Source organism: Yersinia aldovae ATCC 35236 (assembly GCF_000173735.1).
GTDB lineage: Bacteria > Pseudomonadota > Gammaproteobacteria > Enterobacterales > Enterobacteriaceae > Yersinia > Yersinia aldovae.
In genome coordinates this window covers 16527-41500 of the sequence record NZ_ACCB01000036.1, presented here as the reverse complement: position 1 = coordinate 41500, position 24974 = coordinate 16527, and the positions used below count along the sequence as shown (strand labels likewise).

Genomic DNA, 24974 nt, shown 5'->3' with positions numbered 1-24974 from the left:
AACCATTAAATTTACCACAAACAAAACCGGGGCGGTTTTCGGCAAATACGAGTGGTGAAATTATTAAAAGTAACAGTATTAACCTTCTCATTTGAGTTTTATTATTTAATAACCAATTGGTGTTTATATCAGGAGGCATCATTATTCTCCTTAATATTTAATATGCGATAAAATAAACTGCTGAGTATTATTCACAATAGCTTGCCACTGAGGAAGTTTATCTATGGTGAAAATAATCCTAACCAGTGAGCCTATTTCCGGCATGATAAACCAAGCTTCACAAAGATAATATATTTTCTTCATCGGTAACCACTTACAGTCAAATACTACCGGTACTCGCCCATCAACCTCTGACCAGTAATAAGTAATGACATCCTTATCTAGCCAATAATTATTTTTTTGTCCCTTGTGTTTTTTCTAATTATTTTTTTGGTTTACCTTGACAGAAAACAATTCTAATTCATCAAGATCAACCACAGGTTCAAATACTTTATCATTTTGTTTTTCAAGATAAACATCACGCTTATAATTCATATCGGTGTCAGGTCGTTTTAACGGGTGAATACTTACTCTTACTCCACCAAAATTTTCTTTTTTCTTATACCATAGTGATTTATCACCAGGTTGCATATCCGGCCAATTTATTATCATCGGTAATGCTACGAAATCGGTATCACACCCTTTTGTATTTTCAGTAAAACTGTAGCCCCAGGCGCTGGTACCGCTATATTCTGTCCAGTAAAAAACATAGCTATTCGGCACTTCCATTACATGACCATTAAATTTACCGCAAACAAAACCGGGGCGGTTTTCGGCAGAAGTTAGCGGAGATATAATTAACAATATAGCTTTTAATGACGGAATTAAGTATCTAACAATATATTCATTCATTAACACCATCCATATGTTATATTAATTCTACATCGAGATTAAATTCATTTATATACAATATATTTAAATAAATTGCTCGCAGTTAAATTGATAAAGTAAAAATAGCGTAAACATAAAAACAAAACAAGCGGTAAAAATAAAGTCACCAAGCAATAAGAATAGCAAGGCCACCTAATTAATAATATAAAATTAATAAAAAAGACGCATATTTTAATATTGCGCCTTTATATTATCATCGGGAATTATCAATTAACTACAAAATATTAACCACTTCCAACCAGCCGTGCTGGCCGCATACCGCGCTGCCTTTTAGCCAACGACGCAGCATGTCTAATGCCAGCATGGCGCTGCTTTCCTGACGGATGCGTAAACCATGTCGGCTAGCCTGATAGCGTACCGTTTGGGCAAAAGTCCCATCAGGAGTATGCAGCACAACACTTAGGCGATCATTTTGCATTGCACTTACTGCCAGTACCACTTGCGCACCACACAGCATGGATAATGACTGAGCGCGGCCCGCCACCTCGGCTAATGACTCCTGACAATGGGCCGGTAACAGTTCACCGCCCACCAGCGGTACGCTGGCACTCTGCAACTGCCAGTTCATTAGCCCACCGGTAAATTGTTCACTGACGGCCAATAACAACCCGCGTTGAGTCAATTGCTCACTCAATAATGCCGGCAAGCCGCGCGTGCCTTCGAATATCGTGCTATCACCCGCGACTGCCCTGACCTGCTGCCAGACCGCTTCCATCGCAGCTTGCTGTGAAGCCGGCCCGGTCAGCTTCAATTCAATAATAGGTGCGGAGGAGCGATAGCCCAGCACGGTGCCTTCAGGTAGTTTCAACGGATCTAACTCTTGTGCCAAATCGCTTTCTGAGCGGCCAAACGTCGTCATACGAAGGCACAACGGGGGTTCAGCCACATCAAAATGTTGACGTAAACGCGGCATGATCTGCTGTTCGACCATCACTTTAAATTCTGACGGTACGCCGGGCGTAAAAAACATCAGACACTTATTGAGCCGTAAAGCGAAACCGCAGGCGGTTCCAACCGGGTTATCCAGCATTTCCGCATTGGCCGGAATATGGGCTTGTTTACGGTTAGTCGATGACATCACGCGGCCGCGCTCATGGAAGAACGCCTCCATGCGGGCAATCCATTCCGGGTGCTCAACCAGTTGCGTTCCGGCGGCACGCGCCGCAGCCAATGCACTCAAGTCATCACTGGTTGGCCCCAAGCCACCGTTAACAATCAATACATCGGCCACCTGACTGCGCTCGGTCAGCACGTCAATCAGTGCCGCAAGTGAGTCTCCGACCGTTTCCCGACTGCTGATTGGCAGACCTTGATTAAATAAATAGTCAGCCAGCCAGGCTGCGTTAGTATCAATAATCTGCCCATGCAGCACTTCATCCCCGGTACTCAACATCTCAACTCTGATCATTCTCTTCTCCGTTGATACTTATGCATTCACTTTATGAATCTGATTACATAAAAACAACGTTTATCGATCATCAGAATTATTAACCCCGATAAAAGCCGACTTTTCAACACACTAACAATCGTAACTATAAGTTTACATCACCCGTAACGTCGATTTGACACAAATGAGACAATCCTCTACTCTGCTGCACTTTATCATGCTAATTAATTGTCATGTAGTAGAGGAAAGCGTGAAGAATCGCACTCTGGGCAGTATATTTATCGTGGCCGGCACGACCATTGGTGCTGGCATGTTGGCAATGCCACTGGCCGCGGCGGGCGTGGGGTTTGGCGTCACACTTGTATTGCTCGTTTCTCTTTGGATATTAATGTGTTACACCGCATTGCTACTGGTGGAAGTTTATCAGTATGAAGCGGCAGATACCGGGCTTGGTACCTTGGCTAAACGCTATCTTGGTAACCGCGGCCAATGGTTGACCGGTTTCAGTATGATGTTTCTTATGTACGCACTGACCGCCGCTTATATCAGCGGAGCCGGTGAATTGCTGGCAACCAGCATCAGCCAATGGACGCAACAATCGTTTCCGACCTCACTCGGCGTATTACTGTTCACGCTAGTCGCAGGCGGCGTGGTCTGTATCGGCACCCATTCAGTCGACTTATTCAATCGCATACTATTCAGTGCTAAAATTATTTTTCTGATTGTGATGCTGGCACTAATGATGCCACACATCGAAAAAACCAACTTACTGACCTTGCCGCTGGAACAAGGGCTGGCGCTTTCCGCCATTCCGGTAATATTTACCTCATTTGGCTTCCACGGCAGCGTGCCAAGTATTGTCAATTATATGGGCGGCAATATCCGCAAGCTACGCTGGGTGTTTATTATCGGCAGCGCCATTCCACTGATTGCTTATATTTTCTGGCAATTGACCACTCTTGGAGCCATCTCTTCTCATACTTTTGTTGGTATTTTGGCGCAACAAGCCGGGTTGAACGGCTTATTACAAGCAGTGCGTGACGTCGTAGCCTCACCCCATGTTGAACTGGCGGTACACCTGTTTGCAGACCTGGCACTGGCTACCTCATTCCTGGGTGTCGCACTCGGGTTGTTTGATTATCTGGCCGACTTATTCAAGCGCCGTAATTCAGTGCGGGGTCGCCTGCAAACGGGTGTTATCACCTTCACGCCACCGCTGTTGTTTGCGCTATTTTATCCAAGTGGCTTTATTATGGCGCTGGGTTTTGCGGCCGTGGCGTTATCTGTTCTGGCTTTACTGCTGCCGGCAATGCTGGCGTGGAAAGCCCGTAATATCCATCAGGGGCATTATCGGGTATGGGGTGGGAAACCCGCACTGGCTGCGGTATTTGCTTGTGGCATACTGGTGATTGGCATTCAAGTAGGCATTGTCACCGGCGTATTACCGGCAGTCGGGTAATTCAGTCCATACATAAAAAAGGCGCATATCCTGTCAGGAATGCGCCTTTTTTAATCAAATATTACCAATTTATCATTAAAATCAGTTCATTATCCAAAACTATTGGCGTTGTAGCCAAGCGGAAAACGAGAAAAAAATCAGTTGGGAGCAGATTTGAACGCGGCTTGCAGCGGCCTCGCAAAGGCGAGGCCCATGGATGGGCCGAGTAACGAGTGCGGCCAACAACGCTGTAACGTCAAGGACGAAGGATAATTAGAAGTTCAGGCCAGCGCCGATATACACGCCGTCCGCCACGCGGTTATCCCGATTACCGTCTTTGCCTTTCATATTGATATAACGATAGCCGACGTCAACAGTTAACGGACGGAATACATTCCAACGTAAGCCGCCGTTGGCTTCGCTATAGGATTTCATTCCGCTGGTCAATTCTTCTGGCGCGAAATACCCTTCGCCGTACAAGGTGAACGATTTACTGATCGGATAGCTTAAGCCACCGCCAATCGCCACCGCGCCACCGCTGCTGCCATCTTCTGGCGACATGTAGATGCCTTTACCGCCGATAGTTGCCATCAGTGGGCCAATGGGGAGGTTAAAACCCAGGCCCAGCCCATAGATATCACCATCGTGATCACTGCGTGCCCAGTTGCCACTGATAGCCAACCCGCCAGTGTTAGTCCCCATACCGAAACCCAGGTTGGTGTAATCACTGCCAACTTCCCCGTTGAAGCTTATTGCACTGGCTGAACCGGCCACAAACAGCAGACTTGCTGCGCACGCGACTAAAGACTTATTCATATTCTTCTCTCATTATCCATTATGTTACCTGAGAGCCAATTCTCACTGACAGGTTTTTCCGCTCCGAGTTTAACCGAAAGAAACATCATAAACACACAGTAAAACCGCTTAAATACTGCATAATTTCAAAGAATTGTAAATAACCATCCAGTTACCATTTCTTATGTTAGCAATGGTAACGATAAGGCGTACCTATTTGATGAATCCAGTCAATAGGGCTACAACTAGTGTGGAGATCAAAGAAAAACACTCTTTTGTTGTTTAAGTTAATATCTTGTCAATCAGCTTTTTGACGTGATGTCATCCTTTAAAACACCCACAAAAGCAGTCAATTCAACAGCCACACTGGAGAAAATGATGAGCGAAAAGAAAGGATTAACTACCGCTGCGGGCGCTCCCGTTGTTGATAATAATAATGTGATAACCGCAGGTAAACGCGGCCCAATGCTGCTACAAGATGTCTGGTTCCTGGAAAAGTTGGCCCATTTCGATCGTGAAGTCATTCCAGAACGCCGTATGCATGCTAAAGGTTCCGGAGCCTACGGCACTTTCACTGTCACTCATGACATTTCTAAATATACTCGAGCAAAAATCTTCTCTGAGATTGGCAAACAGACCGAAATGTTTGTGCGTTTTTCAACAGTTGCCGGCGAGCGTGGTGCGGCCGATGCGGAACGTGATATTCGTGGTTTCGCGATGAAATATTATACCGAGGAAGGCAATTGGGATTTGGTTGGTAATGATACCCCTGTCTTCTATTTGCGTGACCCATTGAAATTCCCGGATCTAAACCACGTTGTTAAACGCGATCCACGTACCAATCTGCGCAACCCAACTTATAAGTGGGATTTCTTCTCCCATTTACCCGAATCTCTGCACCAACTTACTATCGATTTCAGTGACCGTGGCCTGCCAAAATCGTATCGCCATATGCACGGCTTCGGTAGCCATACCTTCAGCTTTATCAATGCCAATAATGAGCGTTTTTGGGTTAAATTCCATTTCCGTTGTCAGCAAGGCATTGAGAACCTTATGGATGATGAGGCTGAAAAACTCATTGGTACTGACCGCGAAAGTTCTCAACGTGATTTATTTGATGCCATTGAACGTAAAGACTACCCACGCTGGAATCTGCAAATTCAGGTAATGCCAGAGTTGGAAGCATCACAAACCCCATATAACCCATTCGATCTAACCAAAGTGTGGCCGCACGGCGACTATCCGCTGATTGATGTGGGTTTCTTTGAGCTGAATCGTAATCCAGAAAACTACTTTGCTGAAGTCGAACAAGCCTCATTCAACCCAGCGAATGTGGTGCCGGGGTAAGTTTCTCTCCTGATCGCATGTTACAAGGCCGCCTGTTCTCCTACGGCGATGCGGCACGTTATCGTTTAGGGGTGAACCATCATCAGATCCCTGTGAACAGTGCTAAATGTCCGTTCCACAATTATCATCGCGATGGCGCGATGCGCGTTGATGGTAACAGTGGCAATGATGTCACTTACGAGCCTAACAGTTATGGTCGGTTCCAGGAGCAACCTGATTTTAGCGAACCCCCATTAACACTGGAAGGGGCGGCTGATCACTGGAATCACCGTGAAGATGAGGATTACTTCTCCCAACCACGGGCGCTGTTTAACTTGCTCAGTGCAGAAGAGCATCAACGGATGTTTACCCGTATTGCAGGTGAGTTGTCACAAGTACCGGAAAATATTCGGAAACGGCAGATCGAACTGTTTGAGAAAGTTCACCCAGACTATGGTGCTGGGGTGAGGAAGGCGCTGGGATTAAAGTAGGGTTATTGTTGTAACCGATTAAGTGAACAGGATCGGTTGACACCATTTCAGTCGTTTACAGATCTCCGTGGCATCAACCGCCAAGAGGAGCACAAGCGCGTGCCCCTCTTGGAACCCTGCGCAACCCAAGTCGGATACCCCGATTTTTATCAAACGATGGAGAACAATAAATAGCGTTTGCGTACATTTTTTGCAATCGGTCTATTTTCGCTAACTGACCAAAAGCTAAAAACAATGCCTATTATTCAGGCATCATGCGATACGATTCGTTTCAATCCCCAGCAGGCTTGCCAGCTTTTCCAGTATCGCTCCCTGATGGCCTAAACCGATAGCACAGTGGTGTGCTGCTCCGCCGTATGACCAATTGGTGGTAAATTCGCGGGCACCGATCGAGAAACGGTAGCGGCTATTGGTATTGCCAATATCCAGAGTTTCGCCAGATACTGCCTCACCTTCGGCATATTGTAAGGTCACTTGGTTATCAATACCTTCGACTACCGAAAGAAACGTCACTGGCCCGTTTTTTACTGTCATTTGAATCGACACGCCTTTACCTGGTTTACCGTGATAAACCGGTAAGGGAACCAACATGACATCCCCTTCGGCCATTAATGGATGTGCCGGCCCATCATGTCCCCACAGCACAACATCATCATCAAACTCAATACCATAAGGTTCAGCAAAAGAGCCACCAGCACCGAGCAGTGCCATAATCTTCATCGCAATGACGTTTTTGATTTCATACTCACCAGCGACCGGGATATCACGACAAGTCAGCAATGTATTTCCCAGGATTAGGGAAGTGACAATATTTTCATATGCATTGCCCGGCTGCCCTTCATAGTAATAAGCCATTGCACCGAGTTGATGTCTCTTCACTAATGTATCCAACGCCACTGAAGTGATTGCCGCACGCATGACCTCTTCTGGCTCGCAACTGGCATCGACCACGAGTTGTTGGCGGATCTCTTTTTGTTTAGAGGTAATCTGCGTTTCACTGATCTCTTCACGACAGGCTTGCAACTCACACATTTCCAGCAGCTTGAAACGTACTCCAATCTTGATAGAAAGATTGGTCATGTTCGAATAAACATCGTACATTCCGTCATAATAATGGCCAAGGACACCAATCTGCGTGTGCGAAAGTTCGCGCTGTACACGTAACGCGGTGAGCCACTCTTCAGTTTGCTGCCAGACCAAAGGATCATCGTTCAGGGCACCGACTATCATTTCATAATTGATACCTGCACGGTTGAAAACATTCGCCAACTCCGGAGCACTGCAAGCCTGACAATGTGCCAGCCACTCACCCGTGCGGGCACCGCGATCATCCATACGGCGGATCGTTGCATAAGGCAATCCACGTTCGGGTTGCAACGCAAGGATTAATACCGGTACTTTAAACTGCTGTACCAGCGGTAATACCGTAGAACTGAGTGCATATGTGCTGATATAAATCATAATAACATCAGGGGCATCATGTCTGAGTTGATGTGCAAACTGATCACTTTTTTCGATTGAATCAATGAGTCCGCCATTAATAACACGGATCTTTGGGGACTGTATTTTTTCCTCAATCTCCCCCAAATAACCAAGAAGCCTATCCTCCAGACCAGCAAATTGTGGCCAATAGGTTTTAAGCCCAATACCGAATAATGCAGCATTAATTTTCTGTGACATAAAAATTCCCTGTAAGCGGAGAATGCAATTTTTATAATAACCCTATCTGGCTGAAAGATTGTTCACGTCAGTGTCAGTCACTAACGAAGCATGGAAAAAGTCTTACAATGCATCATACTGTTCGCATTTAAATCACCCTAAAAAAGCGCAATTTGCCGCTTTAATGGCATAAACAACATGGTCGTTGTATTGCCATAGCATATGATGCAACCCACTAAATTATGGTGTACCCGCCGTCGATAATAATATTTTCGCCATTGACCATTCCGGCTTTTTCGCTGGCCAGCCAGGCAACGGCTGCCGCGATTTCATCAGGCATAGCAAAGCGCCCGACAGGAATTTTTGACTTCATTTCCGTTGCTCTTTCCCCCTGCCAATACCGTTTGCCTAATTCGGTTTCTACCACCGTCGGCGAAATAGTATTGACGGTAATACCAAACTTCCCCCACTCTGCCGCCAACACTTTCGAGGCAATAACCAGACCCGCTTTGCTGGTGCAGTAGGCCGCGTGGTTTTCCAGCGCAATCACACTGGCTTGCGAGGCAATATTCACAATGCGCCCGTAACCTTGCTCTGCCATATATTTTCCAGCCGCCTGTGACAGGAAATAGGGTGCAGTCAAGTTGACTAACAATGTGGCATCCCAGCTCTCTTTTTTTACCTCAGCAGCGGATTCGAGAATGCCGATCCCGGCATTGTTAACCAGAATATCAATGCGCCCATAACGCTCCACTATTTGCTTGATTAACATCGGGAGTGCTTCAATATCGGATAAATCGGCGGCAATGCCGAAGCCATCGCCCGGCATATTTTTAGCCTGAGCAATAACCTGTGGATCTTTATCCACCATGATCACCGTAGCACCCAGTTCATTCAGTAATTCGGTAATAGCCAGACCGATACCTGCTGAGGCGCCAGTTACCAGCGTGATTTTTCCTTTGATACCAAAAAATTCATTGATGTTCATTTTTCATCCTTAAGAGAAAGCGGTGCCATATGGGATTCAATCGGTGTTGGGATCTGTTCTGGCTGAGGATTACGGATAAACCAGGTAAGAATACCGCCCAGGAAGTACAGCGCTGAATAACAGATAACCACCGTTTTGATATCAAAAGAAGCAGTGAACAAAATGGTGGCGATGGCGGGGCCAATGAAGTTGCCAATACCGCCACCAAGGTTTTGTACTGATATGGCAGCACCTTTATGATCGGGTGCCAGCATCGGGAAAATGGCGCCCATAGGGACGAAGGATGTGATGGTTAATGCCAGCATTAACGCAAAGAAAATAGCCATACCGAGATTGGCAGGGAAGTACAACGGCATAAAATAAAAAAGTAAAGTGGTCACTGTACAGCCAAAAAAGCCCACCCAGCGCATTTGGAATAACCAGCCAATGCGGTCACCTATAATTCCCCACAAGACATTGGTGACCGGCTGAACCAGGAAGAAAATCCCCCAGATACGCATCCATTGTTCGGACGTAAAACCGACACCTTGTGACGTGTAATGTAATGGCATAAAAATGGGAAAACCGAACAGCGCCAGGTTGCACAGGATCCGAATGATAAGTGCTAAAAAGATATCTTTATCCTGAAAGATAAGCGTGATGCCACGACTAATTTCGAGCAATTTATCTGCCATCGGAATGGCGGTTTTATTTTGAGAACGAATATCTTTTAAGGTTAATAGAGCGACAGCTCCGCCAACAATAACCCATACCAGGGACATCCATAACGTGGCAATAAAACCGATCAGTGGAATGGTGACACTGGGCAGGAAGGACGCGATGATGCCATAGCCAATGGTAAACATTGACCATATCCAACCGGTTGCCGACGCCAGTCGATGTGACGGCGTTCTTTGTACCACCAAAACATAGAAAGCGTAAAAGAACAACGGGTAGGCAAAACCACGCAGCGCGTAGAACACGAGCATTAGCGGGTAATTCTCGGCTGAGAGGCCAAATTGGATAAACAGCACATGAAAAACTACCCACCAAACAACACCGAGGGCCATGATTTTTCGCGGACCATAAATCTCACTGATACCGCCAGATAACCAACTGGCGATCGCGGCGGTGATGGCATAGGCAGTGAAAATCATCGCACTTTGTGAAACATCAAAGCCTATATCAATAATGTATTTCGACAAGAAAGCTAATTCGATACCATCCCCGGTCATAAATATTGCAATGGCAATATATCCCCAGAAGAGCTTTATGGGCATCCCGAATACCACTTTCGATATATCAGAGGGTTGCCCGGTTACTGGCGGCGAGAGCGTTGTCATTTTCTATGATCCCTGATTTTAAGTTATCATTATGTTAAAGAAACAAAATATGAGTATAAAAAATGAACCGAACGAAACCTTTCTGTCATTGCCACTAATGTCTTAATATTGGCACTCAGCAGTAACTGGCCGTGAGGAACTTCACAAATGGTAGGTTTAGAATGCGGCGGTCGGAAGAAGTGATCGATGCCTCGCGCTACAACAGCAAGGCTCTGTCGTGTTAACGATGCGGGGCCAACAAAATTTGTGCCGCCTGTATTTTAGGTAGCCAACCGATAAAATGGTTTTACCGGGAATAATCCGTCCCGTGGATGCTGATATGACACTTAAAGAAGCGCAGCGCAGCGGCTGCGTTCCATTTATGCCAGCGGAAAGCCTTGTTCAGTAACGGTATCAAGCGGTGTAATGTGAAATAGTCAATGATCATACCGCGTTCAGCCATCATCTCTTCGAGATCGCGCAGACTCAGGGCGTAAGCCAGTAAAAATAGCCTATTACCGACAACGCCTTAATACGATAGAACCACTGTACCGGCCGCTAACTCACTATAAATTAGCCACAAAATCACAAACATCCCGCCGCGACACCTTAATACCGCCCTTCTTAAGCGCCACCGGTAAGCGATAGAAAGCAACCGGACGTTGGAATACCGCTAACTGTGGTGCTAACCAACCCGCTAACGCAATCTCATTCACCGAGTTATCAGCATCAATCACGGCCACGGGCCGGTGGCCGAATTCAGTGTCAGCAACTGGAACCACAAAAGCCTGTTGCACCCCCGGATATTGCAACAAAACGCGTTCAATATCCTCTGGTTGAATGCCCTCGCCACCGCTGAAAAACAGGTTATCCAGCCGCCCAAGGACACGGAGTTCACCTTGCTGCCACACACCACGATCGCGGGTATGAAACCACCCCTCACTGTCAGTTATTGGCTGTAACCTCCCCTGTTGCCAGTAACCCGCCGCGAGACAATCTGCTTTCACCCACACTTCATCGTCGACCAATTTCACCTCACGGCCCGCCAGCGCAACGCCCACACCGGGCAAACCGTCAGCACGTTTGGCGCAAACCGTTGAGGCCGTTTCGGTCAAGCCATAGCCACACCAGCAACGAATACCCCGCGCTTCGGCCTGTTGTGTCAGTGCTATCGGGATGGTTGCACCGCCCAGTAGCACCTCTTTTAAGGTTAACGCCGAGTCATCGTTCGCCAGTAAACGCCATAACTGCGTGGGAACTAACGAGGCGTGACTGCATCCAGCCAGAGCATCAACCAACGCCGCCCCTTCCTGCACCACCAACGTGGCACCCGCACTTAACCAGCGCCAGACAATACCTTGCCCCGAGACATGAAACAGCGGCAGCGACAGCAGCCAGCTATCCGTTGAGGTAAAGTTCATCAGTTTTAATATGCCGTCGGCACTGACCAGATGGGCGGCCAGCGAATGAGCGGCTGCTTTGGGTAAACCAGAGGAACCTGAGGTTAGCGTCAGAGTCGCCAGCCGCTGACTATCCCAGGCTTGCCTTAGCACCGGCGGACCAACACGGCGCATATCAAGCGGCACCTGCGAACACGATGCCGTGAGCGGGTCTGCCAGATTCAACATAAAATGGCAATCCAACTGGGGCAGTAGCTGCGTCAGCAAAGCCTCTGGCAATTGCGGATTGAGCGGCAAAACACGCGCAGCACACTGCAAAGCCGCCAGATACGCTAATAACAGCGAATAACTGTTTTTACCACGCAACACCACACCACAACCGGGCGTCACCCCTTGCTGCGCGAAACCCGCAGCAAGGCCATCAATCTCATCAGCTAATTGCTGCCAACTGATAAGCTGCGCCCCAGTGCGAATGGCTATCGCATGAGGCCGCAGATTAGCCCAGTATCGCCAGGGCGATGAATACATCCAAGGGGAGGAATAGAGCCAGGGCCAATCCTTCAGTTGCACCATAGCACGTCCAACTGTTCGGCAGTCATGACCGGCAACGGGCTTTCCGGCCACTGACGAACCAACTGCGCCTGCATCAGGCTCAGGGTATCCAGCCCGGGAATGGTATCAGGTGTCAGCCAATCGGCCAGCCGCGCCAGTTGGGTCAGCCCAAGGCTGGATTCAATACTGGAGCTGATAACCGCCACCAATCCTGCTTGATGCGCTTGCTGCACCAATTGCTGGCAGCGAGCGATACTGCCCACCAGCGTCGGTTTGATGACAATCGCCGCCACACCCGGCTCGGCTTCCACTTTAAAATCAGCTTCGCGTACACTTTCATCCCAGGCGATGGCGATCCCCGTATCACGGGCAAACTCACGGGATTCGGCGCGGGTTTTACAAGGTTCTTCCAGAAACGCAATGCGTGAGCGCAGTTCAGGGTTCACGTACCGGGCAAAGCCATCTGCTTTGGCGCGTGTCCAGCTACGGTTGGCATCCAAGCGCAACGTCAAATCAGGCAGCGCCTCCAGCAGCACATTGACAATCATGCCATCGCGTACCGCTTCATATAACCCAACTTTTACCTTGGCAACTTTCTCACCCGGCAGCGCCTGAAGTACCGCAAACAGCTCATCCGGATCGCCGGTACACAGTGGCACTTTACGATAATCCGCCATCAGCGGCAGCGTTTGATGCAACTCCGCCAGCGCACAACTAAGACCAAAAGCCACCGACGGTAAAGCATCAAGCGCCGGTTCTGCCCCGCCTGCCCAGTTTTGCAGCCAATTTTGTGCGACAACCTGCGCTTCTGTTAGGGTTTCCTGACTGAACTCTGGCAAGGGGGCAATTTCGCCCCAACCGATCAGCGCACCTTGCTGCAACTTAACCAACAGCCCATCGCGACTTTTCAGCCGCTGATGGCGCAGTATCACCCCGGCGTCCATCGGGATGCTGTAGCGGTAAAGTGTGGCCGCGCGCATTACGGATTACGCTTGAATTTGCTGAAGTCCGGCTGGCGTTTCTCATTGAATGCATTACGCCCTTCCTGACCTTCATCTGTCATATAGAACAACATGGTGGCGTTACCGGCCAGCTCTTGTAAGCCCGCCTGCCCATCGCAGTCGGCATTCAATGCCGCTTTCAGGCAGCGCAGTGCCATTGGGCTGTTTTGCAGCATTTCACGACACCAGCGCACCGTCTCTTTCTCCAAATCAGCGATCGGCACCACAGTATTGACCAGCCCCATATCCAAGGCTTTTTGAGCATCATACTGGCGGCACAGGAACCAGATTTCGCGCGCTTTTTTCTGGCCGACAATGCGCGCCATATACGCCGCACCCCAGCCACCATCAAATGAACCCACTTTTGGCCCGGTCTGACCGAAAATAGCATTATCAGCGGCCACGGTGAGGTCACACATCATATGTAATACATGGCCGCCACCAATAGAATAGCCAGCAACCATTGCAACAACCGGTTTAGGACAAGTCCGGATTTGACGCTGGAAATCCAACACATTCAGGTGATGAACGCCACTGGTATCTTTATAGCCGCCGTAGTCGCCACGCACTTTCTGGTCGCCACCGGAACAGAAGGCTTTGTCGCCTTCGCCGGTCAAAATGATCACGCCGATGTTGTCATCATAGCGGGCGTCAGCCAACGCCTGAATCATCTCTTTAACCGTTAACGGGCGGAATGCATTACGCACTTCGGGGCGGTTGATAGTTATCTTGGCGATACCATCGCTGGATTTGTGATAGCGAATATCTTCAAACCCGGCGGAGCAATCCTGCCAATCGATGGCGGCATACAGTTGTTCTTCGCTCGGATAAAGCATAGTAAGCATTCCTTTAACGGGAGAGTGATAAAAATGACGATTGTGATAAAAATGATAGTACCTGCGCGGCAAAAGCACCGGGGTTGGCCCGATGGGCATTGTGCCCTGCGCGGGCCAGTGTGCGTAGTGGCAACGAGTATTGAGCTGCCAATTGCTGGAATTTGTGGTCGCGCTCACCACACAGGTAAGTATAAGGGATATTGAGCCGTTGCAGATCCGGTAACAACCACGGCTGATGCCCAAGTGAGGTGGCCTCCAGCATATCGGCCACCGCGGGCCCGTGGTTATTGCTACGCAATGCGACCAGTTGTGCACGCTGCTGCGAGTCTAAATCGGCAAACACCGCCTGCTGATACCAGTCGATTAACACCGGTGACAAGGGTTCGCTGCGAAAACGCTGCGCCCACTGGTAGTCATGTTGTAACCGAGCCTGACGCAGTGCATCGCTTTCCAAACCCAGGTTACCGCCCTCCACAATCAGCCCTTGCAAGCCGTGATGTTCGCCGTAACAGGCGTGATACATCGCAATTCTGCCGCCTAAAGAGTAGCCTGCCAGCCAATATTGGCGAATACCGTTGGCCTGTAACGTTTGCGCTAGCTGGTGGCTAACATCAGCAAAGCCACAGGTAGTCTGAGTCACCGATTTACCGTGGCCGGGCAGGTCTACCAATAATGAAGGGATATCGCCACACAACTCAGCCACCGGTTGCCAGTCCTCACCACTGCCCAGCAGACCATGCAGCCACACCAACCACGGCCCGTCATGTTGCTGTGCCGCACCCTGGGGATGAGATCCAAGTTTGCGGCACGCCAGCGTCATAATTGGGCTACCTGTTGTACCAGTTGTTGCAGCATTTCGGCTCCCTGGCTCGGCGGCACCACGATTTCAATCAATGTCACCCCGCCGTGCAACCAACATTGGGCTACGCTCTCTTGTAACTCTAACCAGTTATCTGGTCGGGCATAACACAGCTGGAACATCGCAGCAGCATGTTTAAAACTGACATCCTGTGGCATACAGTAAAAGCGCTGACGATCAGCTTCTGGCGTGGGTAACAACGAGAAAATTTGCCCGCCATTATTGTTCACCACCAGCAGCACCATCGGCGCGGAACTTTGGCGCAATAGTGCCAAAGCGTTCAGGTCATACAAAGCCGATAAATCCCCGACGATAGCGAGCGTTGGCTTGGCGGTGGCGCGCTGAACACCTGCGGCTGTCGACAACAAACCATCTATCCCACTGGCACCACGGTTACTGTAAACCGGGTAGCCGGCAGGCAGCTGGCCAAACGCGTCAATCAATCGGACAATCAGGCTGTTGCCAACAAACAACTGGCCATTCTCCGGCAATAGTTCAGCAAGATGATGCGCGACTGCGGCTTCGCTAAATTGCGTACTCAGTGCTTGTGCCACATGACTTTGCGCCTTCAGCGACCATGTTGCCAACTCACTGGCCCACGGCGCATGGCGCTGCGCCGGATGTTGCTCCAGCCATACATTCACCGGCGAAATAATTCTGCGCCCACGATGATTAGCCGGATCGAGGCGACCGGGCAAATTATCGACCAGCCAATACTCTTGCGGCTGGCATTGTGCCTGCCATTGCAACAAACGCTTCCCCGTCAGACTGCTGCCAAATTGCAACACGATCTGCGCCTGAGCGAGGATCTTCTTAGCCGCTGGATTTCCCAGCCATAAATCAGCACAAGGCAATGGCTGGCCGGTTTGTGATAACACATCGCTAATCAGGGGCCAGCCCAGTAAAGCCGCCCATTCAGCCAGCAGTTGGCCCTCTTGCGCCATCATGCGCCCGGCAATCACCACCCCACGCTTTTGCTGCCAGAAAGACCAGTCCGTTTGCTGGCCCTGTGGCTCTGACAAGGATTGACGCAACCACGGGTGATCCCCCTGCCACCAGTCGCCCAATGTCGCAGACCAATCAGCATAGGCTTGCTCATCGCCACCATAGAGAGGTTCGGCAAATGGGCAGTTAATATGCAGGCCGCCGTGTTGTAATTGCACCATTGCATTATCAAGGGTAGAAACCAGCCAACGGGCGGGAATATCAGGCGTTGGCCGAGGCAGATTAAGGCTGACTGTCGGATGGCTGGCAAACAGCCCGGATTGGCGAATCGCCTGATTAGCACCGCAGTCGATCAATTCCGGTGGGCGGTCAGCCGTCAGTAATATCAGCCGCTCACCGGTCAGCCCGGCTTCAATCAGGGCAGGATAAAGATTAGCAGCCGCCGTGCCAGAGGTAACAATCACCGCTACCGGCTCAGTGGTAGCTTTCGCCAGCCCCAATGCCAGATGGCCCAAGCCACGCTCATCAAAATGGGTATGACAAACCAGCGATGGATTCGCCGCCGCAGCCAGTGTTAACGGCGTCGAGCGGGAGCCGGGAGCGATACAGATGTGACGCACGCCGTGGCGGGTCAACGCTTCCAGTAGCAATGCCGCCCAACGACGGTTAAAAACACTTGTCGACATGGTTTGCTCAAAAGTCAGTTAACAGACACTGCGAGCCCGATAATCAACATCAGGATAGCGCTTCATCCAGTCAAAAAAGCCCAGAGTGACTGATTAATGGTTAAAGTTTGCCGCTCTATGTAAGGAAAGTGACCGATAAGCCGCAGTTTACACCTACCGCTTAAGTGTCACAATCCAACCACATCGTAAGTACGGTTAATTACGGCGTTTTACTGTCTTGTTGCTGGCTTCCCAGCAAGGTACGTAGCCCGGCTGATTTATTGTTAATTTCTTGCCATTCCTGCTCTGCGTCAGAACCTGCCACAATACCGGCTCCGGCATACAGATGAACCTTTTGATCCTCTACCCAGGCAGAACGCAGCGTGACACTGAATTCAGTTTGTTTTAAGGAAAGATAACCCGCAGAACCGGCATACCAGCCACGCGAGATTGGCTCATGTTCGGTAATAAACTGCCGGGCAACATTACGCGGTAGACCCGCCACTGCCGCCGTCGGCTGTAGACGTTGCAGACAATCGGTATCGCTGGCATGGTTGAGCTGCGCATGAATACAGCGGCGCAAGTGCTGCACTTTACGCAGACGGATGATTTCTGGTGGCATCACATCAACAGCGGCGACGCCACCCTGCAATCGCTGGCAGATATCATCCACCACCAACAAGTTTTCACGCTGATTTTTTTCATCATGCATCAACCAATCAGCCAGTTCTGCGGCTTGCTGATGGCTTGGTGCGTTGGATACGGTTCCCGCCAATGCCTCAGTTTCCAAATGCAATTGCTGACGCAGATAGAGACGCTCAGGGCTGGAACCCAAAAATGCCCGCTGCGCATCAAAACGTAACATAAAGTGGAAACAGTGGTGGTTAACCCGGCGACTGGCAGCCATAAATGCGCCACAGGAAAGAGGCTTATCCAGCGTAAGTTGGGTGGTGCGCGCCAATACCACCTTCTCCATCTTCTGCTGCTCAATGTCATCCAATGCATGTTGAATCAGGCGACTCCACTGCGGATATTCCGGCATATGGCTGGCATGTCGCACTTGAACATCAAATGCAGCCAATGGTTTAGCCGCCACCAGTTGATCGATAAAGGTCATCGCACGCAGCGCGTCTTGATGCAGGGAAAAATCACTCGTCAGATTGAGCGTTAAGTAAGTTTGCTCACCGCGGCGTAATATCTCAATGCGTGGTAGAAACAGGAAGCTGGGCTGAACCGGTTGTTCAGCATCGTTGTGCCCGTGAACAATTACAGGTTCAAATGCATTCAAGCCCCAAATGCGTAATCCACCGGCATCCTGGTTCTGCTGAATAAAATCATCAGCCGATTGCATATCATTGAAAATCTGAGTTTGACCACAGACTGCGGCCTCTTCATGGCCTTCGCGGTGACGCCAGTAAAATTGCGGGAAATGGCATTGTGCGGCCAGCCACTCTAACAGTTGGCTACCGATTCGGCCCGGTGCAGGCACGATAATTTGCCGGATACCTGCCTGGTCAGGGAAACCGGCTCGTAACTTCTGCCGTAATTCACCCAGCAAACCAGAAAGTTGTTTCACGACCACCTCGGTAAATCAACAGAAAGAGTGGGATTATACGGGGCGTGAATAATAAGAAAAGTCAGATTCAAAAGTTATTGTTAGTTATCACACTAATATTTGATATTGATGGTTTTGTATACTCAACATGGGGTATCCGGCAGTGCAAATTCAAATATGTAAACCTGAATGAATAATTAAGGGGCCGCAGCCCCTTGGGTTCGATCACCTATCTCAACGCCGTGCGATCAGTAACCCGACAACCAACCCGACAGTTGCGCCAATCCCCACGCTGCACCAAGGTTTATCGCGCACATAATCATCGGTACAACACGCAAGCTCTTTCGCCCGTTTGATATAGCATTCACTGCGGCCATTCAAACGGTTCTGAACCTCCTTTAAGGCTTTCTCCGCGCGTGCCTTAATCTCTTTATAACTCTCATCCGCGACATCTCCGGAAGCACGAAGCACCTCCTCCAGCGTATCGGTTAGCATAGTCAGATCGTCGTCCAACGAGGTTTGCTGTTCTTTATCTCGGTTCATGTGGGTTCTCCATGAGTAAAAAATGCATCCTCTAAGCATAGTCGAAGATAACCGGGGGAATATTGATTCAGGGCTAAGAAGGGATTTTCAGGATTAATCTGTATCGCAAATAGCTTGGGTGATTAAGGGGAGTTAAATTCCCCCATGACGACAGATAGATAACTGAATATACCCGCAATCAGACCCGATGCTGTAATGACTAAATGAGTGTCAGCTAATCAATATCGGCTCCGGCGGAGGAGGCCAAAGGCGCAGTATTCTCTCGGCCACGCCGTGCAGCCAGCCACAACCCGCTGTTCTTCATTGCATAACCAAACACGACACCGACTAACAGAGAAACAATCACCAGTTTCCAATTACCATTACCGGCAAAGGTAGCGCAAGCACCGATAAAAGTACCGGGTACAAACGATAACCACTGCTGGCTGGCCTGAATGCACATCAAAAACGCGACAACCCCCGTTAAGACATAACCCAGGATCGCCCATTCAGGTTGCAATGCACTGCCCTGAATAACCATCATCGCCCAGAATACTCCGCTCAGGCAGGTTAGCAGCGTGATCAGCAACCCTTTTAAGCCACCTTGTGGGCAGGCAAAATAGGCCGTACAGCCAAGGAACCCTGCCCAACTGATTAGCCCTAAGCTGACTGCAACCCAACCCCAAATCCCCGAGAGAATGCCAGTGGTGATAGCAATCATCAGAATAATGTTCATCCGCGTTACCTGCGCAAAAATCGTTAGATAGAATGTCTATTGAGTGAAAGTTGCGCAGTTTACCTGAAATGAGAGGAATTTTAGCGATTAGAATCACATTTAAAATGATTTTATTTGTTTAATTACATCAAATTTGTGGTTAAAGTCACAAAACACCATGCTCAATAGATTTTGAGTTGCAGGCCGGTGGCAATGAAATGAACCCAAGGAACAGAGATAACTCAATACCTTGGGTGAGTAATGGCTGCCAACCTCCCAGTATCTTGAAAAGATAAGCGGGATATCATCGGTCAAAGATAATACCATTGCGTTTATTCTGAATGCCGTTTACCGACTGAAAAGGCTCCAGTTGCACCAAACTATGGACGTCAAGAAAGTATTTTTCACGAAAAAACTCGTAATAATTTTTAGCACATGATGAGATATCATCTTCAGTAAGATTTTCATTGATACTCAATAAATAATTCTTAACATCTTTATAAATCTGGCTACTCTTCAAATCCAACGTTTCATCTGTCGCTAAATATTCTTTTTGTATCTCTACAGTGGTTTTTTTCTTCTCCCCATTATTTTCACGGTGAACGTTAGACAGTATTTTTGACGTCATCTGTCGCTGATACATCACGCTAATGGCAGGATCGAGTATGGTTTTAGAAATCATCCTATACGCACTGGATTCTGGATCAATAGAAGAGGGAAGACCTTTAGCCGAAGCAAAATTGCTACGACTAACGCTAGCTCTTACCTCCTTAATCACGTTATCAATAAGTTGTTCGTTTGGTAATTTCTCTTTCTCACAATAACATCTATAATAAGAATCAGTAATTCTGTGCAATACATCTATGTTTGGTTGATTGCTGTGAATATGTAACTTAAGAAAACTACGTGCATTATTTACAACATCGCCTATAACACTTGCAATAGGGCCCATACCTAAACGGTCTTTAGCACCATCTTTTTTATTAGTGGTTAAGCCTAAGATATAAGATACTAACGAAAGAGTGCTTTCTTGTTTTTTAAGCTCTTCATTACCATTCCAGTGTGGCGAATTAATCTTCATATCTGCGATAGCGTCAATTTCTGCCTGTACCCCTCTTGCTACGAACTTCCTCAATACTTCTTCACAAAGCTCAGTGCGCCTAATGTCTTTAACTTTTTCTTTTTCTGGTTTATATAATATGCTCTCCTCGACTCTCAACCGCGACAGATCGACCAAAAATACACATAAAGCATCGCTGCGTTTACCTTTATTGGCTTGAGCTTCCCACAATACATGATTGCGATGATTTTCACTTTTATTTATTTCATCCCAAAGCTGCATATAAATAGAGGAGTTTTTGCCATAATCATCATTGTAGTTAAATACTCTTTCCAACTCAGAAATGATATTATCTAATTTCTTTTCTTCAAAGCAGTTAAAGTCTGTTTGTTGGGGTTGTTTTATTTTTGATAATTTGGTTTCGGAAAAATTATTTGATAACCTTTTTATATTACTAAATATATTTACAGCAGGGAGAATACGGTGTGTCATGATTACCTTCGTTTATGGCGCGCCTAATATTGCGATAAATATCGCCCGAGGAATAATTAACTTATTATTTAGATAAGCTCAGGATAAGTATTTAATAAGGGAGTCAAGCTGAGTAAGTTCTGCAAGTTTTATCTCAGGTAAGCTACGAGCTTCATACGCCATTTTTTGAGCTTTTCTTTTAATACTTATCGCAATATCATCTGGAAATGTCACTTTATACCCTTCAGGTGAAAAGACATATTTAGCAATCTCATCAATACATGTTGTAATTAACCCATCCAAAGAGAATATTTCATTCATCTCATGGGGCATTTTAGTACAAAGAAATCGAATCGCCCTATCTGAAACAATAGCATTAATATCAGGCTGTTCGTGGTTATCTTTGATACAAGCAAGCATTGCACTGGTTAACGGGTTTTCATTAGCCCATTGTCCACTATTGATATCTGATGGCGCTACGGCAGTAAACTCTTTTACAATTAACTCGGTAAGAATTAAATTACCTTTTATTTGATAATCACTTTCATGCATTCCTGCACTTCCTTTCAAGCAACTATATTGTTTATTTATTCTTTCTTGTAGTTCTTGTGCATATATCAACGCAGTGATATTAGCTTTATCCTTTTTATTTATGATCGGACTGCTTGTATAAGCATAATTTTTATTTTTAATATAATAGGCATTTTCAATCATAAGTACATTGAACACTTCATTTTCTTTACTTTTATCGAGTGAAAAATTGATGGCTTTCATATCGCCAAAAAAAACATTATCAGAGCATATCGAAACTTCGCCAGATATCAATTTACCAGAATGCAGAAAAGGTGTTTTTTTATGCAAATCGCCAGTACCCAGTGCCAGCGAGGGAAGACTAAAAAATGACATACATACCCTTAAATATTGAGCTAGAGAATCAGCTATCAATATATCCAGATAAAACATATCTCACATTCAGGCATTTACCCCATATCAAATTATATAACCTTAAATAGCTTATAAAACAAAACCCCCTGCCAGGGTTGCTGACAGGGGGTTAGAATCGCCGTTTTAACGCTATTTACAGTAGGGGTTGCGCCATCTGAACCAGCGTGATCAACGGCTGCGGGTAGATACCCAAGAACAGCACCAGAATCGCGGAAATCAGCACCACCACACCACCGGCGGTCAGTGCCCAGTTGCTTGGTGTATCACGCACCAGGGTTTCCGGCGCACTCAGGTACAAGCTAACCGTCACACGCAAGTAATAATACAGGCCGATGGCACTGCCTAAGACCACCGCACCAGTCAACCACCACAGGTTGGCGCTGACACCCATTGCGACCACAAAGAACTTACCAATAAAGCCCAACGTCATTGGGATACCGGCCAGTGATAGCATCATCACTGTCATCACCGCAGAGAGAATGGGCTTATGCCAGAACAACCCACGGTAGGAGAACAGTGATTCCGCATCCGGGCCTTTGTACGGGCTGGACATCAAGCTGACCACACCGAAAGCCCCCAAGCTGCTGAACAGGTAACCGGCCAGATAGACGCCGACGGTCTCCAATGCCAGTTGATGGGTTTGCACTGCCACCAACGCAATCAGCAAATAGCCAAGGTGCGCGATAGAGGAATAACCCAGCAGACGCTTGATGTTGGTTTGGCTGATAGCCATCAGGTTACCGAACAGAATCGAGGCCACAGCAATCAGCGAGAGCACTAAACGCACCGCTTCACTGTCAGCGGCTGGCGCATACAGGAATAAGCGCATTACCACTGCAAAGATGGCAATCTTACTGGCGGTTGCCAGGAAAGTAGATACCGGGGCAGGTGCGCCCTGATACACATCCGGCGTCCACAGTTGGAACGGCACCAGCGATAACTTAAAGCCAAGACCAACAATCATCATCCCCAGACCGGCCAGGATCAGCGGTTGGTGAATCATGGAGTCGCTCAGGCTTTTGCCCAGACCAGCGAATGACAAACTACCCGATTCCGCATACAGCAGCGCCATACCAAACAGCAGGAATGACGATGCCGCCGCAGACAGCAGCATGTATTTGATACTGGCTTCCAGTGAACGCTTCTGGCGATAAGCATAACCAATCAGGCCAAACAGCGGCAGAGAAATCAGCTCGATACCCAGGAACAGCGATGCCAGATGATTGGCGCTGGCCAGCAGAATGCCGCCCATAGTGGCAATCAGCACCAACAGGTAGAACTCTTCACGGTTATCTGGATAGCCATTGAGCCACGGATAAGCAAAGGTGCTGGTCGCCAGACTGGCAACAATCACCAGCCCGGTGTAGAACATCGCATAGCCGTCAATCCGCATCAGCGGCGTGACATCCATCGGCCCAACCTGACCGACAAAATAGAGTGACAGCAGCGCCAGGTTAAGCCCGATAACCGTCAGGGTGGCGTTGATAAAATGATCGCGTCGCCACGCAATGGACAGCATCACAACCACCACCGTCAATCCGACGATCAACAGCGGTAGCATTGCGATCAGTTGTTGAGGAGTTATTGTCATGGCGAATTACGGCCTTGTTGTTGGAATAATAGATGAAGCATTGAACCACTGCTGTACATTACTCATCGCAGCATGAGAGGTGTCGAGAATGGGCTGCGGATAAACCCCCAGCAACACTAACAGCACCACTAACAGCAGGATGATAGACAGTTCCCTTGCACTCATGCCCGGTAATGGCTCTTCAGATTTTGGCGCGCCGTAATAAGCACGCTGCATCATGATAAGCGAATAAACCGAAGCAAAAACCAGCCCAAAAGTAGCAATCACGGTAATCACCGGAACCACCTGGAAGCTGCCAAACAGGATCATGAATTCGCCGACGAAGTTACCGGTGCCCGGCATCCCCAATGTGGCTACCGCGAAGAACAGCGACAGCGCAGGCAAGTATTTGATTCGGCCCCACAGGCCGCCCATCTGACGCATGTCACGGGTATGCAGGCGCTCATACAATTGGCCACAGATGATGAACATACCGGCGGCAGACAAGCCGTGGGCAATCATCTGGATAACCGCGCCTTGGTAAGCCAGTTGGCTGCCGGTATAGATGGCAATCAACACAAAGCCCATGTGCGACACGCTGGTATAAGCAATCAGGCGTTTGATATCAGTCTGGCAGAAGGCCATCCACGCACCGTAGAAGATACCGATCACACCTAGCCACATAGCGATTGGCGCAAACTCATGCGAGGCATTCGGGAACAGTGGCAGGCTAAAGCGCAGCAAACCATAAGCTGCGGTTTTCAGCAAAATCCCCGCCAGGTCGACAGAACCAGCAGTTGGCGCCTGACTGTGTGCATCTGGCAACCAACCGTGCAGTGGCACAACCGGCATTTTTACCGCAAAGGCGATAAAGAAGCCCAGCATCAGCAGATATTCCACATTGTGGGACATCGGCGTATTCAACAGGTCTTCGTAGTTGAAGGTCCAGATACCGGTGGCGTTGTAGTGCACGAACACCAGCCCCAAAATGGCAATCAGCATGATAAGGCCGCTGGCCTGGGTATAGATGAAGAACTTGGTTGCCGCCGCGATACGGGTTTTACCGTCTGATGCTTTGTGACCCCACAAGGCAATCAGGAAGTACATCGGCACCAACATCATTTCCCAGAAGAAGAAGAACAGGAACATGTCGATGGCGAGGAACACGCCGATTACCCCACCCAGAATCCACAACAGATTCAGGTAGAAAAAGCCCTGATTGCGCTGAATTTCACGCCACGAACAGAGGATAGCCAGCACACCCAACAGGCCGGTCAGCACCACCATCAGCAGTGACAAACCATCTAAAGCCAGATGGAATTCAATACCAAACCGTGGGATCCACGGCAAGGTGAATTCTGACTGCCACTGCGGGATACCCGCCGGGTTCATCAGTGAATAGTTGCCCTGCACCCACAACTGCAAGGAGAGCACCAATGTCAGCCCCATCGCGAATAGCGCTATCCAACGCGGTACCTTAGTACCGAAGCGCTCACACTGCCAAGACAGCAGGCCGCCGATAAAGGGGAGAAGAATTAGCCAAGGTAATAGCATGGCGTTTTG

General features: G+C 48.4%; 18 protein-coding genes and 3 pseudogenes. 2 read left to right on the top strand and 19 right to left on the bottom strand.

The genetic code is table 11. The annotated features are described in order from the left end of the window. Window positions 1-150: 150 nt before the first annotated feature. A pseudogene (locus YALDO0001_RS21335) lies at window positions 151-891 on the bottom strand (hypothetical protein). Between the two features lie 253 nt (window positions 892-1144). Then, window positions 1145-2338, bottom strand: coding sequence for a nicotinamide mononucleotide deamidase-related protein YfaY (locus YALDO0001_RS15275; protein ID WP_004704424.1), 1194 nt, complete (start codon window positions 2336-2338; stop codon window positions 1145-1147). 229 nt (window positions 2339-2567) lie between these two features. Here YALDO0001_RS15275 and tyrP point away from each other — a divergent pair, with 229 nt between their 5' ends. Beyond that, window positions 2568-3776 (top strand): tyrosine transporter TyrP, encoded by a 1209-nt coding sequence (tyrP, locus tag YALDO0001_RS15270; protein ID WP_042840216.1) that lies wholly within the window; start codon window positions 2568-2570, stop codon window positions 3774-3776. Window positions 3777-4028: 252 nt separating this feature from the next. On the opposite strand, the gene YALDO0001_RS15265 is transcribed toward tyrP, so the two are convergent. Then, window positions 4029-4571: a YfaZ family protein gene (locus YALDO0001_RS15265; protein WP_004704422.1), complete on the bottom strand. Its 543-nt coding sequence runs from the start codon at window positions 4569-4571 to the stop codon at window positions 4029-4031. Between the two features lie 357 nt (window positions 4572-4928). On the opposite strand from YALDO0001_RS15265, the pseudogene YALDO0001_RS15260 reads away from it, so the two are divergent. Then, window positions 4929-6367: pseudogene (locus YALDO0001_RS15260) on the top strand (catalase). A 252-nt stretch (window positions 6368-6619) separates the two neighbouring features. Here the strand turns inward: YALDO0001_RS15260 and YALDO0001_RS15255 are convergent. From YALDO0001_RS15255 to nuoM, 16 genes and pseudogenes are all read right to left on the bottom strand, one after another. After that, complete coding sequence (locus YALDO0001_RS15255; protein WP_004704419.1) at window positions 6620-8047, bottom strand: L-fucose/L-arabinose isomerase family protein; 1428 nt, start codon at window positions 8045-8047, stop codon at window positions 6620-6622. Window positions 8048-8261: 214 nt separating this feature from the next. Next, a complete protein-coding gene (locus YALDO0001_RS15250; protein ID WP_042546430.1) occupies window positions 8262-9014 on the bottom strand; it encodes a GolD/DthD family dehydrogenase in 753 nt (250 codons plus the stop codon). Beyond that, a complete protein-coding gene (locus tag YALDO0001_RS15245; protein ID WP_004704417.1) occupies window positions 9011-10336 on the bottom strand; it encodes an MFS transporter in 1326 nt (441 codons plus the stop codon). Before YALDO0001_RS15245 ends, YALDO0001_RS15250 begins: the two co-directional genes overlap by 4 nt. A 304-nt stretch (window positions 10337-10640) precedes the next feature. Next, window positions 10641-10817: pseudogene (locus YALDO0001_RS21330) on the bottom strand (IS6 family transposase); the annotation flags it as partial. Window positions 10818-10881: 64 nt separating this feature from the next. Then, window positions 10882-12288 (bottom strand): o-succinylbenzoate--CoA ligase, encoded by a 1407-nt coding sequence (gene menE / locus YALDO0001_RS15240; protein WP_042840215.1) that lies wholly within the window; start codon window positions 12286-12288, stop codon window positions 10882-10884. Then, window positions 12276-13247: an o-succinylbenzoate synthase gene (menC, locus tag YALDO0001_RS15235; protein WP_004704414.1), complete on the bottom strand. Its 972-nt coding sequence runs from the start codon at window positions 13245-13247 to the stop codon at window positions 12276-12278. The genes menE and menC overlap by 13 nt, the downstream gene beginning before the upstream one ends. Further along, window positions 13247-14104, bottom strand: coding sequence for a 1,4-dihydroxy-2-naphthoyl-CoA synthase (menB, locus tag YALDO0001_RS15230; RefSeq protein WP_042546434.1), 858 nt, complete (start codon window positions 14102-14104; stop codon window positions 13247-13249). The genes menC and menB overlap by 1 nt, the downstream gene beginning before the upstream one ends. 13 nt (window positions 14105-14117) lie before the next feature. Then, the gene (menH, locus tag YALDO0001_RS15225) at window positions 14118-14927 is read right to left on the bottom strand and encodes a 2-succinyl-6-hydroxy-2,4-cyclohexadiene-1-carboxylate synthase (RefSeq protein ID WP_145588712.1); all 810 of its coding nucleotides are present in this window, start codon (window positions 14925-14927) and stop codon (window positions 14118-14120) included. Further along, the gene (gene menD, locus YALDO0001_RS15220; RefSeq protein WP_004704412.1) at window positions 14921-16594 is read right to left on the bottom strand and encodes a 2-succinyl-5-enolpyruvyl-6-hydroxy-3-cyclohexene-1-carboxylic-acid synthase; all 1674 of its coding nucleotides are present in this window, start codon (window positions 16592-16594) and stop codon (window positions 14921-14923) included. Before menD ends, menH begins: the two co-directional genes overlap by 7 nt. A 199-nt stretch (window positions 16595-16793) precedes the next feature. Beyond that, entirely contained in the window at window positions 16794-18149 is a 1356-nt protein-coding gene (gene menF / locus YALDO0001_RS15215; RefSeq protein WP_004704411.1) for an isochorismate synthase MenF, read from the bottom strand. A gap of 213 nt (window positions 18150-18362) precedes the next feature. Further along, window positions 18363-18671, bottom strand: coding sequence for an ElaB/YgaM/YqjD family protein (locus YALDO0001_RS15210; protein ID WP_004704409.1), 309 nt, complete (start codon window positions 18669-18671; stop codon window positions 18363-18365). 214 nt (window positions 18672-18885) lie between these two features. Then, the gene (locus tag YALDO0001_RS15205; RefSeq protein WP_004704408.1) at window positions 18886-19386 is read right to left on the bottom strand and encodes a DUF1097 domain-containing protein; all 501 of its coding nucleotides are present in this window, start codon (window positions 19384-19386) and stop codon (window positions 18886-18888) included. A 283-nt stretch (window positions 19387-19669) separates the two neighbouring features. Continuing rightward, window positions 19670-20917, bottom strand: a complete 1248-nt coding sequence (locus tag YALDO0001_RS15200; protein WP_004704407.1) for a hypothetical protein — start codon at window positions 20915-20917, stop codon at window positions 19670-19672. 78 nt (window positions 20918-20995) lie between these two features. Continuing rightward, window positions 20996-21802, bottom strand: a complete 807-nt coding sequence (locus YALDO0001_RS15195; protein ID WP_004704406.1) for a hypothetical protein — start codon at window positions 21800-21802, stop codon at window positions 20996-20998. Window positions 21803-21974: 172 nt separating this feature from the next. Further along, window positions 21975-23432 (bottom strand): NADH-quinone oxidoreductase subunit NuoN, encoded by a 1458-nt coding sequence (gene nuoN / locus YALDO0001_RS15190; protein ID WP_004704405.1) that lies wholly within the window; start codon window positions 23430-23432, stop codon window positions 21975-21977. Window positions 23433-23438: 6 nt separating this feature from the next. Continuing rightward, entirely contained in the window at window positions 23439-24965 is a 1527-nt protein-coding gene (gene nuoM, locus YALDO0001_RS15185) for an NADH-quinone oxidoreductase subunit M (protein ID WP_004704404.1), read from the bottom strand. Window positions 24966-24974: the final 9 nt, after the last annotated feature.